The 14,700-nt window shown below is 41.7% G+C and carries 8 protein-coding genes and 1 pseudogene; 8 read left to right on the top strand and 1 reads right to left on the bottom strand.

Annotated features, from left to right (window positions below; all coding sequences use genetic code 11):
* Positions 1-12: 12 nt before the first annotated feature.
* From QWT69_RS10060 to QWT69_RS10030, 7 genes are all read left to right on the top strand, one after another.
* Complete coding sequence (locus QWT69_RS10060) at positions 13-1,071, top strand: M42 family metallopeptidase (protein ID WP_317965325.1); 1,059 nt, start codon at positions 13-15, stop codon at positions 1,069-1,071.
* 13 nt (positions 1,072-1,084) lie between these two features.
* On the top strand, positions 1,085-2,575 hold the full coding sequence (locus QWT69_RS10055) for a UDP-N-acetylmuramoyl-L-alanyl-D-glutamate--2,6-diaminopimelate ligase (protein WP_317965323.1): 1,491 nt from the start codon (positions 1,085-1,087) through the stop codon (positions 2,573-2,575).
* A gap of 132 nt (positions 2,576-2,707) precedes the next feature.
* A complete protein-coding gene (locus QWT69_RS10050; RefSeq protein ID WP_317965321.1) occupies positions 2,708-4,282 on the top strand; it encodes a peptide chain release factor 3 in 1,575 nt (524 codons plus the stop codon).
* A gap of 203 nt (positions 4,283-4,485) precedes the next feature.
* On the top strand, positions 4,486-7,557 hold the full coding sequence (locus QWT69_RS10045; protein WP_317965319.1) for an efflux RND transporter permease subunit: 3,072 nt from the start codon (positions 4,486-4,488) through the stop codon (positions 7,555-7,557).
* A gap of 120 nt (positions 7,558-7,677) precedes the next feature.
* Positions 7,678-8,769, top strand: a complete 1,092-nt coding sequence (locus QWT69_RS10040; protein WP_317965317.1) for an SDR family oxidoreductase — start codon at positions 7,678-7,680, stop codon at positions 8,767-8,769.
* Positions 8,770-9,008: 239 nt separating this feature from the next.
* Entirely contained in the window at positions 9,009-9,764 is a 756-nt protein-coding gene (locus QWT69_RS10035; protein WP_317965315.1) for a TerC family protein, read from the top strand.
* 124 nt (positions 9,765-9,888) lie between these two features.
* Positions 9,889-11,241: a TrkH family potassium uptake protein gene (locus QWT69_RS10030; protein WP_317965313.1), complete on the top strand. Its 1,353-nt coding sequence runs from the start codon at positions 9,889-9,891 to the stop codon at positions 11,239-11,241.
* Positions 11,242-11,555: 314 nt separating this feature from the next.
* Here QWT69_RS10030 and QWT69_RS10025 read toward each other — a convergent pair whose 3' ends face one another.
* Complete coding sequence (locus QWT69_RS10025; RefSeq protein WP_317965303.1) at positions 11,556-12,932, bottom strand: IS4 family transposase; 1,377 nt, start codon at positions 12,930-12,932, stop codon at positions 11,556-11,558.
* A 213-nt stretch (positions 12,933-13,145) separates the two neighbouring features.
* Between QWT69_RS10025 and QWT69_RS10020 the strand changes: the two are divergent.
* Positions 13,146-14,507 (top strand): annotated as a pseudogene (locus QWT69_RS10020) (IS1182 family transposase).
* Positions 14,508-14,700 lie beyond the last annotated feature (193 nt).

The following is a 14,700-nucleotide window of genomic DNA, read 5'->3' as shown; positions in this document are numbered from 1 at the left end:
TTGAGAGAGGATATGGTAGAAGTGAAACAGTTTGATGAACAAGGGGTAGTCAGTTTATTGAAAAGGCTTGTTGAGACACCAAGTCCTTCAGGTTACACCGAGCGAGTGATGGACGTTATCCAGGCCGAGTTAAATGATATAGGAACGACTTTTAAGAAAACGAATAAAGGCGCCCTCATCGCAACGGTTAAAGGGAAAGATGATTCACGTCATCGACTTCTTACAGCGCATGTGGATACACTTGGTGCAATGGTGAAAGAAGTTAAGAGTGACGGAAGGCTAAAGCTAGCCATGATTGGCGGTTTCAACTGGAATGCAGTTGAAGGTGAATATTGCCAAATACATACTGCTTCAGGAAAAGATATTAGAGGTACCATACTCATGCATCAGACGACTGTGCATGTATACCGAAATGCGGGAACCGCAGAAAGAAACGCGGATAATATTGAAGTGCGTATTGATGAAAAAGTTAAAAATGCGAAGGAAACAAGAGCCCTTGGTATTGAAGTAGGCGATTTTGTTTCATTTGACGCACGATTTGAAACAACGGATAACGGTTTTGTAAAATCAAGACATTTGGATGATAAGGCTAGTACTGCTTTACTTATCGATTTATTGCGCAATGTGACGGAAAATAACATTGAGCTGCCGAATACGACGCATTTCTATATTTCAAATAATGAAGAAATCGGTTATGGCGGAAATTCCAATATTCCTGAGCAAACTGTTGAGTATATCGCAGTCGACATGGGAGCGATCGGTGATGGGCAGACGTCCGATGAGTATACCGTTTCCATTTGTGCGAAAGATTCTAGTGGTCCCTACCATTATGGATTGACTAGACATTTGACAAACCTTTGCGAGACGTCTTCGATTCCGTTTAAATTGGATATTTATCCATATTACGGATCGGATGCTTCTGCAGCAATTCGGGCAGGCTTTGACGTAAGGCATGCACTGTTCGGTCCTGGAATAGAGTCTTCACACGCGTTGGAGAGGACGCATACTGATTCCTTACAAGCAACAGCGCAATTGCTATACGCATATGTCACGTCTGACATGATGGATTGAGGTGGTTCAGCTAATGAAAACTGATTATTTATTTTCCGGTTTGCCGATTAAACGCGTCGAAGGAATTCTCCCTGAAACAGTTACGGATCTGGCTGTCAATTCAAGAACGATTAATGCAGGTGGTGTCTTCGTCTGTATAAAGGGATTTACAGTCGATGGACATGCTTATGCGCAAAAAGCGGTGGAAATGGGGGCGAGAGTTATTGTTGCCTCCAGTCCAATAGATGTGGATACCGAGAAAGTGGCTATTGTGCATGTTGATGATACGAACAGGGCAATCGCTTTACTTGCTCCCCGTTATTACCGGTATCCATCCAAAGAAATGACGATGATCGGTGTCACAGGGACGAATGGAAAAACTAGCGTCAGCAATATGCTGCATTCAATTATCAGACATATTGGCGAAAAATCCGCTGTTACAGGTACAATCGGTTTTGACTTGGATGGCATACTTTACGAAACAGAAAATACAACGAATGATGTATTGACGACACAACAATTAATCCGGCAAGCGGCCGATGAAGGTTGTACAACGATGACAATGGAAGTCTCCTCTCATGGACTTCTTGAAGGTCGACTATCAGGTACGGAGTTCGATATTGCAGTATTTACGAATCTATCGCATGATCATTTGGATTTTCATGGGAGTATGGATAATTACGGTCATGCAAAAGGTTTGTTATTCGCCCAACTTGGACAAGATCTTGAACGGGCGAAATTCGGTGTTGTCAATGCTGATGATCCTTGGGGACACCGGATGAAAGAAATGACATCCTACCCGGTTATCACTTTCGCTATCAAGTCACAGGCTGATTTTAAAGCTACCGATATTAAGCTAGGTGTTGACGGGACTTCATTCCATCTTTTATCACCTGAAGGGGAATTTGATGTTTCGATGTCTCTGATTGGCGAGTTCAATGTGTATAATGCACTTGCTTCGATTGCAGCTCTTTACGCAAAAGGAATTTCTATTGAAAAAATCATAGGTGGACTTGCTATAATACCAGCGGCAAAAGGGCGCATGGAGAAAGTTGAAACGAACTTACCTTTGACACTGTATGTTGACTACGCTCATTCACCCGACGCAATCGAAAAAGCGATTCAAGCCGTGCTCCCTTATAAAGATGCGGACAGTAAACTAATTTTTGTCATCGGTACAGGCGGAAATCGAGATCGCGTCAAGCGACCGATCATGGCGGAAAAAGCATCAATTGCCGATTACGTCATATTAACGACGGATGATCCGAGGGACGAACCGTTTGAATCGATTCTCTCTGAACTTGAAGCAGGGATGCAACATCAACAATATGCGTGTATAGGAGATCGCGAACTTGCTGTCAGGCATGCTATAAACATTGCAGATCAGGGCGATATTATTATCTTTGCGGGCAAGGGTCATGAAGACTTCCAAATTATCGGCAATGAGAAGTTTCCACATTCAGATGCCCAAATCGCTTTAGAAGAAGCGGAAAAGAAATTTAGGTCTAGGTTCATAAAGAATTGAGACAAAAGAGCTGTCGTTTGTGGCAGCTCTTTTGTTATTCGCAATCGATTTCACCAGACTGATAAAAAAATGTTGATAATCACTTGTATTCTGTCTATGCTTATAAAAGTGGAAAAGAAGGAGATCATATAAATGCAAAAACCTATACATGAAGAAATCGCTTCGCGACGTACGTTCGCGATTATCTCTCATCCGGATGCCGGTAAAACAACAATGACTGAAAAACTGTTGTATTTTGGCGGAGCTATCCGTGATGCGGGAACAGTAAAAGGGAAGAAGTCTGGTAAATACGCAACATCGGATTGGATGGAAATTGAAAAACAACGTGGGATTTCTGTCACTTCATCAGTCCTTCAGTTTGATTATGATGATAAAAGGGTGAATATCCTTGATACGCCTGGGCATGAAGACTTCAGTGAAGACACATACAGGACGTTGATGGCAGTCGATGCTGCCGTTATGATGGTCGATTCCGCCAAGGGGATTGAGCCCCAGACAATCAAGTTATTTAAAGTATGTCGCATGCGGGGCATACCGATTTTTACATTTATGAACAAAATGGATAGACAAGGAAAAGAGCCTTTGGAATTGATGGAAGAGCTTGAGGAAGTCCTTGGCATACAGTCGTACGCGATGAACTATCCAATTGGAATGGGAAAAGAATTTATCGGTGTCTATGACCGTTTTAACAAACGAGTTGAGCAGGCGCGTGTCGAAGGGGAGAGCCATTTCCTTCCGATAAACGAAGAAGGGGAACTTGCAGTCGAGCATCCGATGACTCAAACCTCTTATTATAAACAAGCTGTTGAAGACGTATTGCTTTTAAATGAAGCTGGAAATGAATTTGATGTAGAACGTGTGGCAAAAGGAGAACTGACGCCTGTGTTTTTCGGTAGTGCGTTAACGAATTTCGGTGTGCAGACGTTTCTAGAGACGTTTCTGCAATTTGCCCCCCCGCCACAACCAAGATTGACAAAAAATGCAGACTTAATCAATCCGCAGTCCGAAGAGTTTTCAGGTTTCATATTTAAAATTCAAGCGAATATGAATCCTGCGCATAGAGACCGGATTGCATTCGTGCGCATCGTCTCAGGCGTATTTGAAAGAGGGATGACGGTAACAGTTCCTCGTATATCAAAAACGGTTAAACTCTCGCAGACGACACAGTTTCTTGCGGATGATCGTGAAACGGTCAATGAAGCGGTAGCTGGTGATATTATCGGATTGTATGATACGGGCAACTACCAGATTGGTGATACTGTCGTTGGTGGAAAATCGAATTTTCAATTTGAAGCATTACCACAATTTACACCTGAACTGTTTGTTCGTGTGACTGCCAAAAACGTCATGAAGTCGAAGCATTTTCATAAAGGGATATTACAATTGGTTCAAGAAGGTGCAATCCAATATTATAAAACATTACATACGGAAGAAGTATTGCTTGGGGCTGTCGGTCAACTCCAGTTCGAAGTCTTCGAACACCGTATGAAAAACGAATACAATGTCGAAGTGATCATGGAACATATCGGATCGAAAGTTGCCCGGTGGATTGAAAATGAAGAAGACGTCAAAGAATCGATGACGGGTCAGCGGTCCATGCTTGTAAAAGACCGCTACGACAACCTCGTTTTCCTCTTCGAAAACGACTTTGCGCTTCGTTGGTTCGGAGATAAGTATCCGGACATCAAACTATATAATCTTTTGTAATAAGCATCACACGTCGGATGGACTCCCAAGTTAAAGTTCATCCGGCGATTTTTTATACTTTGAATCATCGAATGACTTAAAGATGTGACCAAGTATTAAGAACTTCTGGCTGTTATATGAAAAGCTGAGAGTTTGTGTTTGATGTTGAAACGTTCTTTCAATATGATGAATATAGTGTTTTTGTTGATGAAAGGAATGTGTCTATGAAAATTAGTGAATTCTCTATTAAAAGACCCGTTTTTACAATAGTGACAATGTTTTTAGTCATCATATTAGGTGCCGTATCGTTCTTTAAAATCCCGGTCACGTTAATACCTGAATTAAATCCGCCAGTGGCGGTTGTCGTAACGAATTATCCGGGAGCCTCTTCTACAGAAGTGAGCGAAAAACTGACTAAGCCGTTGGAGAACAGCTTATCCACTGCACCTGGATTGAAATCGATGCAGTCATCATCGCAAGAAGGTGCAAACTTCATCTTGCTTATGTTTGACTGGTCTACGGACATAGACGATGTGCAATTAGATGTCATGCAGAGAATTGATCAGGTTCCGGTGCCGGAAGGATCGAATGCACCAAGATTTATGAAATTCGACCCATCACAATTTCCTGTCATCCAGTTGGCCTTGCATACGTCCTCAGAGGATGTAGACATTCGAAATTTAGCCGAGCAACTTGAAACAGAATTGCGTAGAACTAAAGGAGTCGCAAGTGTAACTGTTTCAGGCAAGTTAGTCGAGGAAGTTCAAGTTATTCTCGATCAGAAAAAACTTGAAGAATCCGGACTTGTCCAGGAAGATATTGTCCAGGCGGTACAAGCGAATAATGTATCCATGCCTGGTGAACCGATTGAAACGGAGGACGGTAAGCTTCTGACAACACGCATTATCAGTTCCTTGACGACCATAACGGATATTCGAAATGTCATGGTCGGAGTAAATCCGATAACAGGCGATAAAATTAAAATTACGGACGTTGCGGATGTTGCACTTTTGGAAGCAAAATCTACATCTGAAACCCGAGCAAACGAGCAACAAGCTGTGCTCATGTCTGTTTTACAGGAATCCGGAGCTAATACAGCAACGGTTTCCACGGCTTTCAAAGATTCATTGGACAGTTTGTTGAAAAAAGAAGAGTTTAAAGATATTGAAGCGGACATTCTTTTTGACCAAGGGGACTATGTGAAATTAGCAATCGGTAACATAGGCCAGTCGTTGTTGCTTGGTGGTTTGTTCGCGATGATTATCTTATTCCTATTTCTTCGAGGGATAAAAAGTCCGATTATTATAGGTGTAGCAATTCCTTATTCAGTCATTGTTACGTTTGTATTAATGTTTTTTGCGAAATTCTCATTGAATATCATGACACTTGGTGCACTCGCATTAGGAATCGGAATGCTAGTCGATAACGCCATTGTTGTCATTGAGAATATTGAAAGACATCTGGCTATGGGCAAAGATCGGATGACGGCAGCTAAAGAGGGCGCTAAAGAAATTAGCGGAGCAATTACAGCTTCCACGTTAACTACATTGGCCGTATTTGTACCGGTCATCTTCATCAGCGGGCTAATCGGTCAAATTTTTACCGAGTTTGCACTAACGATTTCCTTCAGTTTGTTTGCGTCACTCGTTGTAGCGTTGACAGTGGTACCGATGATGGCTAGCAGGATGTTGAAAAAACCCCGGAAGAATATGGAGGCGAGAAGACGCCGCTCTAAAACACTGAACGGTTTCGAGCGATCCATTAAATGGTCATTGAAACACCGTACAATCGTCTTGTTGACTACAATAGTCCTACTTGTTGCAAGCAGTTTTAGCCTCTTCAAGGTAGGAACGGAATTTTTACCGGCGACTGATGAAGGGTTTTTCAGTATATCTGTAAATTTACCGAACGGTTCTGCATTGTCTTCTACAAATGAGCTTGTTAAAAATATCGAAACGAAGTTGAAAGAAGAAGAAGAGATTGAAGTGTATGTAAGCCTTGTAGGTGGAACACAGCAAAGTATGGCACAAGGCAGTTCAGAATCCAATACTGCCGAAATATATGTAAAACTTGTTCCTCTGGACGACCGCAGTCGCTCTGTTTTCGAGTTTGTCGATGATGTTCAACCTGAAGTGCTAGAACTTGTAGGTGATGCAGCCAACATCAGTTTTGACATGCAGACAGCAGCGGGATCGAGTCCGAATACACTATCGTTTTCTTTGAAAGATACGAATGAAGAACGATTGAACGAATCCGTTGGAAAATTAAATGCGGAACTTCAATCATTGGATTCCGTACTGGAAATCTCTAACAATCTTCAAGACACAATCGAAGAAATTCATATTGACGTTGATCGTGAAAAGGCTGCGAATCTTGGTTTGGTTCCATATCAAATTGCTCAGACCGTCAATACAATTACCCGAGGTGCCTTTGCATCCCAGTTCACGGATAAAAATGAAAATGTTGTTTCTGTCATCGTTAAATACGATGAAAAATATACAAACAGTATTGATACATTGAAAAAAATTAAATTACGAACACAAACAGGTGGATTTGTAGCGCTGAACGACGTCGCTGCCATTTCAACAGAAGAGGGTCCTGTCACAATACAACGTGTGGATCAAGCACATTCTGTAACGTTTAATGTCAAATATACATCAACATTATCACTTGGAGAAATGACAGCTCGGGTGAATGACATTGTCGATCGCATCGAAATGCCTGAGGAAGTTGAATTATCCTATGGCGGAGATAGAGAACTATTTGACAGCGCTATTAATGATATGCTCCTTGCCATTGTACTCGCTATTGTGCTTGTATACATCGTCATGGCTGCACAATTTGAATCATTCAAATATCCATTTGTTATTATGTTCTCTGTGCCATTAATGGTCATTGGGGTATCGTTAGGATTATTCTTGACATCCACTCCGATTAGCGTCACGGCAGTCATTGGAATACTTGTACTCGTAGGAATCGTCGTCAACAACGGTATTGTGCTCGTCGATTATATCAATCAGCGGAAAGAGGCGGGTATGCAGTCCTATGATGCGATTATCACATCTGTAAGAGACCGTGTGCGTCCCATTCTAATGACCGCGCTAACAACGATACTCGGCCTGCTACCGCTTGCGCTAGGTCTTGGAGAAGGAACAGAAATGAACCAACCTATGGGTATTGCAGTAATCGGAGGACTGATTAGTTCCACATTCCTAACGTTGTATATTGTACCTGTGATCTATAGTTTGTTTGATCGTCAAACGAGAAGACGAGCAATCCAAACAAAAAAATTATAAAAACTTGTCAAAAAACCAGGAGAGCAAACACTCCTGGTTTTTTGATATCGTCTGGAACTGGTTTGAATAGTCAGTAACTTGAAAAAATATGATATACTATGTAAAAAAGTAGGGATTCATATGAGAACACATTTATTTACAGGATTTCCTGGGTTTATTGCCAATGAAATGATAAAAGAATTAGCTAGACAAGATGATATTCAAAAAGTGTATGTACTTGTTCTTCAATCCGAAGAAGAGCGTGCGAAGAAGAAAATCAATGAATTAGCCATGGATTTGGGTAGGGTGATTCCGATAGAAATTATTATCGGGGATATTACTAAGTCGAATCTGGGGATTAACGAAAAAAATCTTCAAAAGATCCAGACGACACGATTGACCATTTGGCACTTAGCTGCGATTTATGATCTGGCCGTTAAAGAAAAAGTTGCATGGACTGTTAACGTTGAGGGAACTAGAAATGTTAATGATTTTATACGGAAACAACCAAAGATTGATAGATATATGTATTTTAGTACTGCTTACGTGGCGGGTTTAAGAGAAGGAGTCTTATTGGAGACGGAACTAATCCGTCCGAATAAATTTAAAAATCATTATGAAGAGACAAAATTTGAAGCCGAGCTACTTGTAGAAGAGCTGAAAAAAGACGTGCCTACCACAATCATCCGCCCGGGAATTGTACGTGGACACTCTGAAACTGGAGAAACAGTTAAGTTCGACGGACCTTATTTCTTCATGAATTTGATTGACAGATTGAGTTGGCTTCCAACGGTTCCATACATCGGTCGGACAACGTCATACATAAATGTCGTACCCATCGACTATATTATTAATGCTACGGTCTATTTATCGAAGAAAACAGATGCGGTTGGGGAAACGATCCATTTAACCGATCCGTCGCCCCATCCGATTGAGGAAGTTTTCCGGGCGATGACTATTGAGTTGACTGGAAAGAAGCCAAAGTGGAGATTACCAGAGAGTTTTGCACGGATTGGTATGCGATCCGTTTTATTGCAAAAAACACTTGGAGTTGAAAAGGAAACATTGGATTACTTAAAGTGGAATGCTCATTTTGATACGGCAATTGCTGAGAAATTGCTGAAGGGAAGTTCCATTCGTTGTCCGGATTTCATTGACACGATTCCGACTATGACTGCTTTTTACAACACACATAAAAAAGATCCAAGCTATCAAATTACTATTGGAAAATGAATTGTCGAGTTGTCCATTTGATGTTATACTAACTGAAAGAGCATCTCAACAACTTAATAGTTCTTTGACGGTTGTCAAAGGGGAGTAGCTATAGGGAAACCTATTTCATAGTCGTCAATACATGGACATGTCCATCGGTTATGATAGCTAGATTTTCACTTAAAAAAATCTGACTTAGCGAGACCTTTGCCTTTTATTAGGTGAGGGTTTTTTTATTTGGAAATTTAGGAGGAAAAAGAGTGGAAGCGATACTATTAGAATACGCATGGGTGCTTGTCGTACTGATTGTTTTGGAAGGCCTTTTAGCTGCGGACAATGCAGTAGTGATGGCAGTTATGGTCAAGCACTTGCCGAAAGTACAGCAGAAGAAAGCACTGTTTTATGGATTGCTTGGAGCATTTGTTTTCCGATTCGGAGCTTTGTTCATGATTACGTTCTTAGTGAACATTTGGCAAATACAAGCGTTAGGTGCAATTTACCTTCTGTTCATTTCCTTAAAAAGTCTGTTGGATAAAGGAAAAGATGATAAAGAATCAGTATCGAAAAAACCGCGAAAAAAATCAGGTTTTTGGATGACTGTCCTGAAAGTTGAATTAGCGGATATCGCATTTGCGCTTGACTCAATGCTTGCTGCTGTAGCGCTAGCGGTAACATTGCCTGAACTCGGTGATTTCCATATCGGTGGTATTAATGGTGGACAGTTCATCGTCATGTTAATCGGTGGAATAATCGGTCTTGTCATGATACGATTTGCGGCAAGACAATTCGTTGTCTTGTTGGAAAAGTTTCCATCTTTGGAGACAGCTGCATTTTTAATCGTAGGTTGGGTGGGAGTCAAGTTGGTCGTAATGACTTTGTCTCATGAGAAACTTGCAATTATTGATACGGCATTCCCACATTCAACAACATGGAAATTGATATTCTGGATAGTACTTGCCGGTATTGCCGTCGGTGGATATTTGACCGCTGTCATGCATGCACGTAAAAAAGCATAATAACTCCTGGCCGGTACATGCTGAACATGTGCCGGCCATTATTTTTTTGGACAAACCTTTCTTTTTGGCGTAAAGTTCTCTAAAATGAGGAGATGATTCATTTGGTAAAGAAAGGTATGGTGAAATGAAAAAGCTCACTCGAGAAAGTCTTCATAGATTTACACCTGCGCAAGTTATTGTGTTCTATTATTTTCTGGCAATCGGCTTTTCGTTTCTTTTGCTTAATCTCCCAGGCGTCTATTTGCCAGGTGTGCGCGTAAGTTTTATTGACAGTCTGTTTACCGCGGTAAGTGCAGTCAGTGTGACTGGACTGACACCGATTAGCATAGGTGGAACTTATTCCGTTTTTGGATTGTGCATGTTGATGCTTGTTTTGCAACTAGGTGGAATTGGTATTATGTCAATCGGTACATTCTTCTGGCTGCTCGTAAAAAAGCGGATTGGCCTTCGTGAAAGACAGTTGATCATGGTCGATCACAACCAGTATTCCTTTGCGGGAGTCGTGCAACTAATCAAACAGATTGTTCGTCTGATTTTCCTGATTGAAGTTACGGGCGGCATTATTTTGACATTATATATTATGAGGTTCCATGATTCACTTGGGGATGCCTTATTGAACGGAATGTTCATGGCTGTTTCTGCAACGACAAATGCCGGTTTCGATATAACGGGTGAATCGATGATGCCATACTTCAACGATTACTTTGTGCAACTCATATTGATGATTCTGATTGTTTTAGGTGCAATCGGTTTCCCCGTTCTTATAGAAGTGAAAAGTTTCTTTTCCAAAAAAGTCCCGCATTTCCGTTTTTCGCTATTTACTAAAATTACGACTGCGACATTTGGAATACTGTTGGTTTTTGGCGCGCTGATGATCTTTATCTTGGAATCCTTTAATTCATTTAAAGGATTAGCGTGGCACGAGAAGATATTCACGGCTCTATTTCATTCTGTGTCGGCCAGGTCCGCGGGATTGACAACGTATGATGTGACGCAGTTTAGTGACGCAACGGATATATTTATATCTGCGTTGATGTTCATAGGTGCTTCGCCAAGTTCAGTCGGTGGGGGAATACGGACGACGACATTTGCAATTGCAATTCTCTTTTTGATTAACTTTGCACGTGGAAATGATGTTATAAATATTTTTAGACGTGAAATCAAGCTGGTTGATGTTTACCGATCCTACGCGGTCATTCTATTGGCAACAATGATGGTCATCACTTCATTGTTAATTCTGTTAATAACTGAAAAAGATCTACCAGTTGTTGCTTTGCTATTTGAAATCACTTCAGCATTCGGAACGTGTGGTATGTCACTTGGCATCACATCAGATTTATCGGCTGTTGGCAAGCTGATTATAATGGTTCTCATGTTCATCGGGCGGGTGGGTCTTATCTCCTTCCTCTATACACTGGGTGGTAAGCAAAACAAGCGACCTTACTCGTACCCTAAAGAACGAGTCATTATCGGGTAATAGAAAAAGCATCTTCCGTTTGTGGAAGATGCTTCAGACTGTAGACAAACTCCATGAATTTGGGTGTTTGCCTACAGTCTTTTTTCTTTTAAAATAGAGATAAAGCTACAATGTTGATTTCCGCTACGAGCGGACGCTTTCCGCGGGCACGGCTTCAGCCCATAGCTGTCAACTTAAGGACTTGGAGTAAATCTTCCATTATTTAAGCCGGACTGAAGATAAAATAGGTTTGCTCTTTGAAATTAGGGGAATTGAATTGTTGAGATGTTGAGACTACAATTTTCCTTTTTTAGCGAGAGGGTTGATTGTTTTCTCTAATTGAATTGAAGGCGTTGAAGGGCTGTTCCTTTGGATGACTTTGGTTTTCGGGCAGTTTTGATGAGTAGCCTGATTGCCAGACACAAAAAGTCCTTCAACGCCCTCTTTTTGTGGATAAAGATTCGATATAACTTCGGCAAGAATTCTATGGCTACAGTGCGTACGGCGATCATCTCGCTGATTTCCAACTGTTCTTCATCCCAAATGACATTACGCAGTTGATAAGCTATCAGTTGGCTGATGATGATTGCTAGAAGTGTTCCATAAAGATGACAGAGCCACCGTTCTTTCTTCATCACCTTGAATTGATCCACACCGAGGTAGGATTTCCATGTTTTAAAACATAGTTCGACGTGCCATCTCAAACGATATAATTCTACCAACTTTTTTGCGGGAATGGATTCAGGCAGATTTGTCATATAAACTGTTATGCCCGCCAGGTCACTTACAACTTTCTTAGGTTTCTTTCCGGATTTGGTAGTGCGCCGGTGAATTTTTTTTAAGCGGTGCTGCCGTTGAGTTTCATCGTGTGAAAACACAATACAACGGGCTGGAAAATGGGAGTCCCTACCAAAATGAACTCCCTCAAGCTCCAAATATTCACCAGGTTCTAGATTTTCACAAAGCTTTACCAGGTCAATTCGTTGATACAGGCTACTTTGAACCACTTTTCCGTTTTGATGATAAGCAGGAAAAGGGTTTTTGAATGCCAGATAGGCATCATTTCTTAGCTTCGTGATAAAAAAGCCTCCGTTTTTCTGCATCTGGCCAAATTGTTCAAAACTGAAATACCCCAAATCTTGCAAACATAAATCATGGTCGTTGATGTAAGCTAAACGTTCAGCACCCTTTCTTGTATCATTCACACGTTGGAAATCAATATCTAAGAACGTAGTTTTACCTGACAAGATATCGTACTCATATTGAATTTTCACAGATTCCTGCTCTGTTTTAACGGCTCGTTTTTTCAAATGATCTGGTACTTCGATAGCTGTCGCATCAAGCACGCGGATGCTTAGAAATGGGAACGGGTCTGCAGAAGAATGAGTAGGAACGTGTTCTAGGAACTGATGATGTAGAATCTCTTGGACAAGGCGTCGAAGAAACAGTGCGGCTTCTGGGGTAAACTTCTTATCTAGGGCAGTTCTACTGATCAGGATATCTTGTTCAATGACTAGTTTTGAACAGAGTTCCTGAATAGAACATCCTGCAAAGTTCCCGTGAAATTGAAAGAGTAGGGCAAGAAAATCACTTGCAGTAACGAGACGCTTTCTTTTAATAAAACCTGTTTCCTTCGCAATTTCATCTACACGTGTTGGTTCGATACTTTCAAAAAGCTGTTCAAGAAGTTGAGTTGTCTGAGATGTAGTCATGAAAAGAACTCCTTTCCAAAAGTTGTTGGTAACTATTACATACCAACATTTTGGAAAAATCACACATTTATCTTAAGTTGACAGCTATGACGGCTTCAGCCGCTTCCCTCGCTGCGCTCAGTCCAGGGTCTTCAGCTCGCGCTGTTCCCGCTGGAGTCGCCGTTCTCCGCTCCCATCAACGGTGTTTCCTATTAAATGAATGAGGTGATGGATATGATGACAAAGAATCAAATCAATGAACGTAAACAGTTGGAAATGCTGACTATAGAGCAGTTGGTTCCTCAAGAACATCTGGTGCGCAAACTGGATGCGGCAATTGATTTTTCCTTTATCTATCCATTAGTTGAAGATCTTTATTCAACCATTGGGAGACCCAGCATTGATCCTGTAGTACTGATCAAAATGACATTCATCCAATATACCTTCGGCATCCGTTCCATGCGTCAAACAATCAAGGAGATTGAAACGAACGTGGCATATCGCTGGTTTTTAGGCTTCGGCTTTCATTCAGAGGTTCCTCACTTCTCCACGTTCGGAAAAAACTATGTCCGTCGCTTCGCAGATACAGATCTGTTTGAGCAGATCTTCTAAAAGGTTTTAAACGAGGTGGCAAATCGCGGACTTCTCAGCCCGGATCATGTCTTTATTGATTCAACCCATGTTAAAGCGAGCGCGAATAAGAGAAAGTTCGAGAAGAAGGTTGTTCGTAGAGAGACACGGGCTTATGAAAAAAAGCTCCAGGAGGAGCTCAACCTCGATCGGGAAGAGCATGGGAAGAAACCATTCCCACAGGAAAAGTTTGAAAAGGAAGAGTATAAGGAGATTAAGGAATCGACAACAGATCCTGAAAGTGGTTACTACGTAAAAGATGAACGGACAAAGCAGTTTGCCTATTCTTTTCACGCAGCTACGGACGAAAAGGGTTTTGTACTCGCAAATATCGTAACCCCAGGAAATGTTCACGACAGTAAGATGCTTGAACCGCTGGTCCAGAAAATCATCGACCAAGTAGGACGACCAGTCGTCGTTGCCGCTGATGCAGCTTACAAGACACCAATCGCCAACTTCCTTTTAGAGAATCAGGTTCTTCCTGCACTGCCGTACAAACGACCAATGACAAAAGAAGGCTTCTTCAAGAAACACGAGTATGTCTATGACGAACACTATGACTGCTATCTCTGTCCGGAAGGACAGGTTCTTACATACCGAACAACCACAAAGGAAGGATACCGCCAGTATGCATCGACTCCTTCTATTTGTGAATCGTGCCCAGTAATTAGCCAATGTACGGAGAGTAAGAATCACCAAAAGATGATTCAACGTCATATCTGGCAAGATTACTTGGATATAGCGGAGGACTTGCGTCACAATCATGAAATTAAAGAAATATACGGAAGGCGTAAAGAGACGATTGAGCGTGTCTTTGCCGACGCCAAAGAAAAGCATGGCATGCGATGGACAACCCTAAGGGGACTTAAAAAATTGTCCATGCAGGCGATGCTGACTTTTGCTGCCTTAAATCTTAAGAAGCTCGCCAGCTGGACATGGAGGACGCCGGTTGTAAATATCACTTGAATCCTCAGGAGTATTTAGTTGATTGGAGTGCAGGGCGGCGACTCCTGGGGGATCAGCGAAGCGCGAAGACCCCGCAGGAGCAACGCGACGAGGAGGCTGAGGGCAAGCCCCCCGGAAAGCGTCCGCCCGGAACGGAAATCAACGTCGTGTCAGTCTAACGTTTATGAGCCAAATGCGTAAAATAAGACAAAAG

The organism is Sporosarcina oncorhynchi, assembly GCF_033304615.1.
GTDB classification, from domain to species: Bacteria; Bacillota; Bacilli; order Bacillales_A; family Planococcaceae; genus Sporosarcina; species Sporosarcina oncorhynchi.
This window is presented reverse-complemented; position numbering and strand designations above follow the sequence as displayed.

Bases quoted from the DNA above. Each gene is read 5' to 3' on its own strand.
- QWT69_RS10060 (WP_317965325.1), top strand. From the start codon at position 13: ATGGTAGAAGTGAAACAGTTTGATGAACAAGGGGTAGTCAGTTTATTG.
- QWT69_RS10055 (WP_317965323.1), top strand. From the start codon at position 1,085: ATGAAAACTGATTATTTATTTTCCGGTTTGCCGATTAAACGCGTCGAA.
- QWT69_RS10050 (WP_317965321.1), top strand. From the start codon at position 2,708: ATGCAAAAACCTATACATGAAGAAATCGCTTCGCGACGTACGTTCGCG.
- QWT69_RS10045 (WP_317965319.1), top strand. From the start codon at position 4,486: ATGAAAATTAGTGAATTCTCTATTAAAAGACCCGTTTTTACAATAGTG.
- QWT69_RS10040 (WP_317965317.1), top strand. From the start codon at position 7,678: ATGAGAACACATTTATTTACAGGATTTCCTGGGTTTATTGCCAATGAA.
- QWT69_RS10030 (WP_317965313.1), top strand. From the start codon at position 9,889: ATGAAAAAGCTCACTCGAGAAAGTCTTCATAGATTTACACCTGCGCAA.
- QWT69_RS10025 (WP_317965303.1), bottom strand. From the start codon at position 12,932: ATGACTACATCTCAGACAACTCAACTTCTTGAACAGCTTTTTGAAAGT.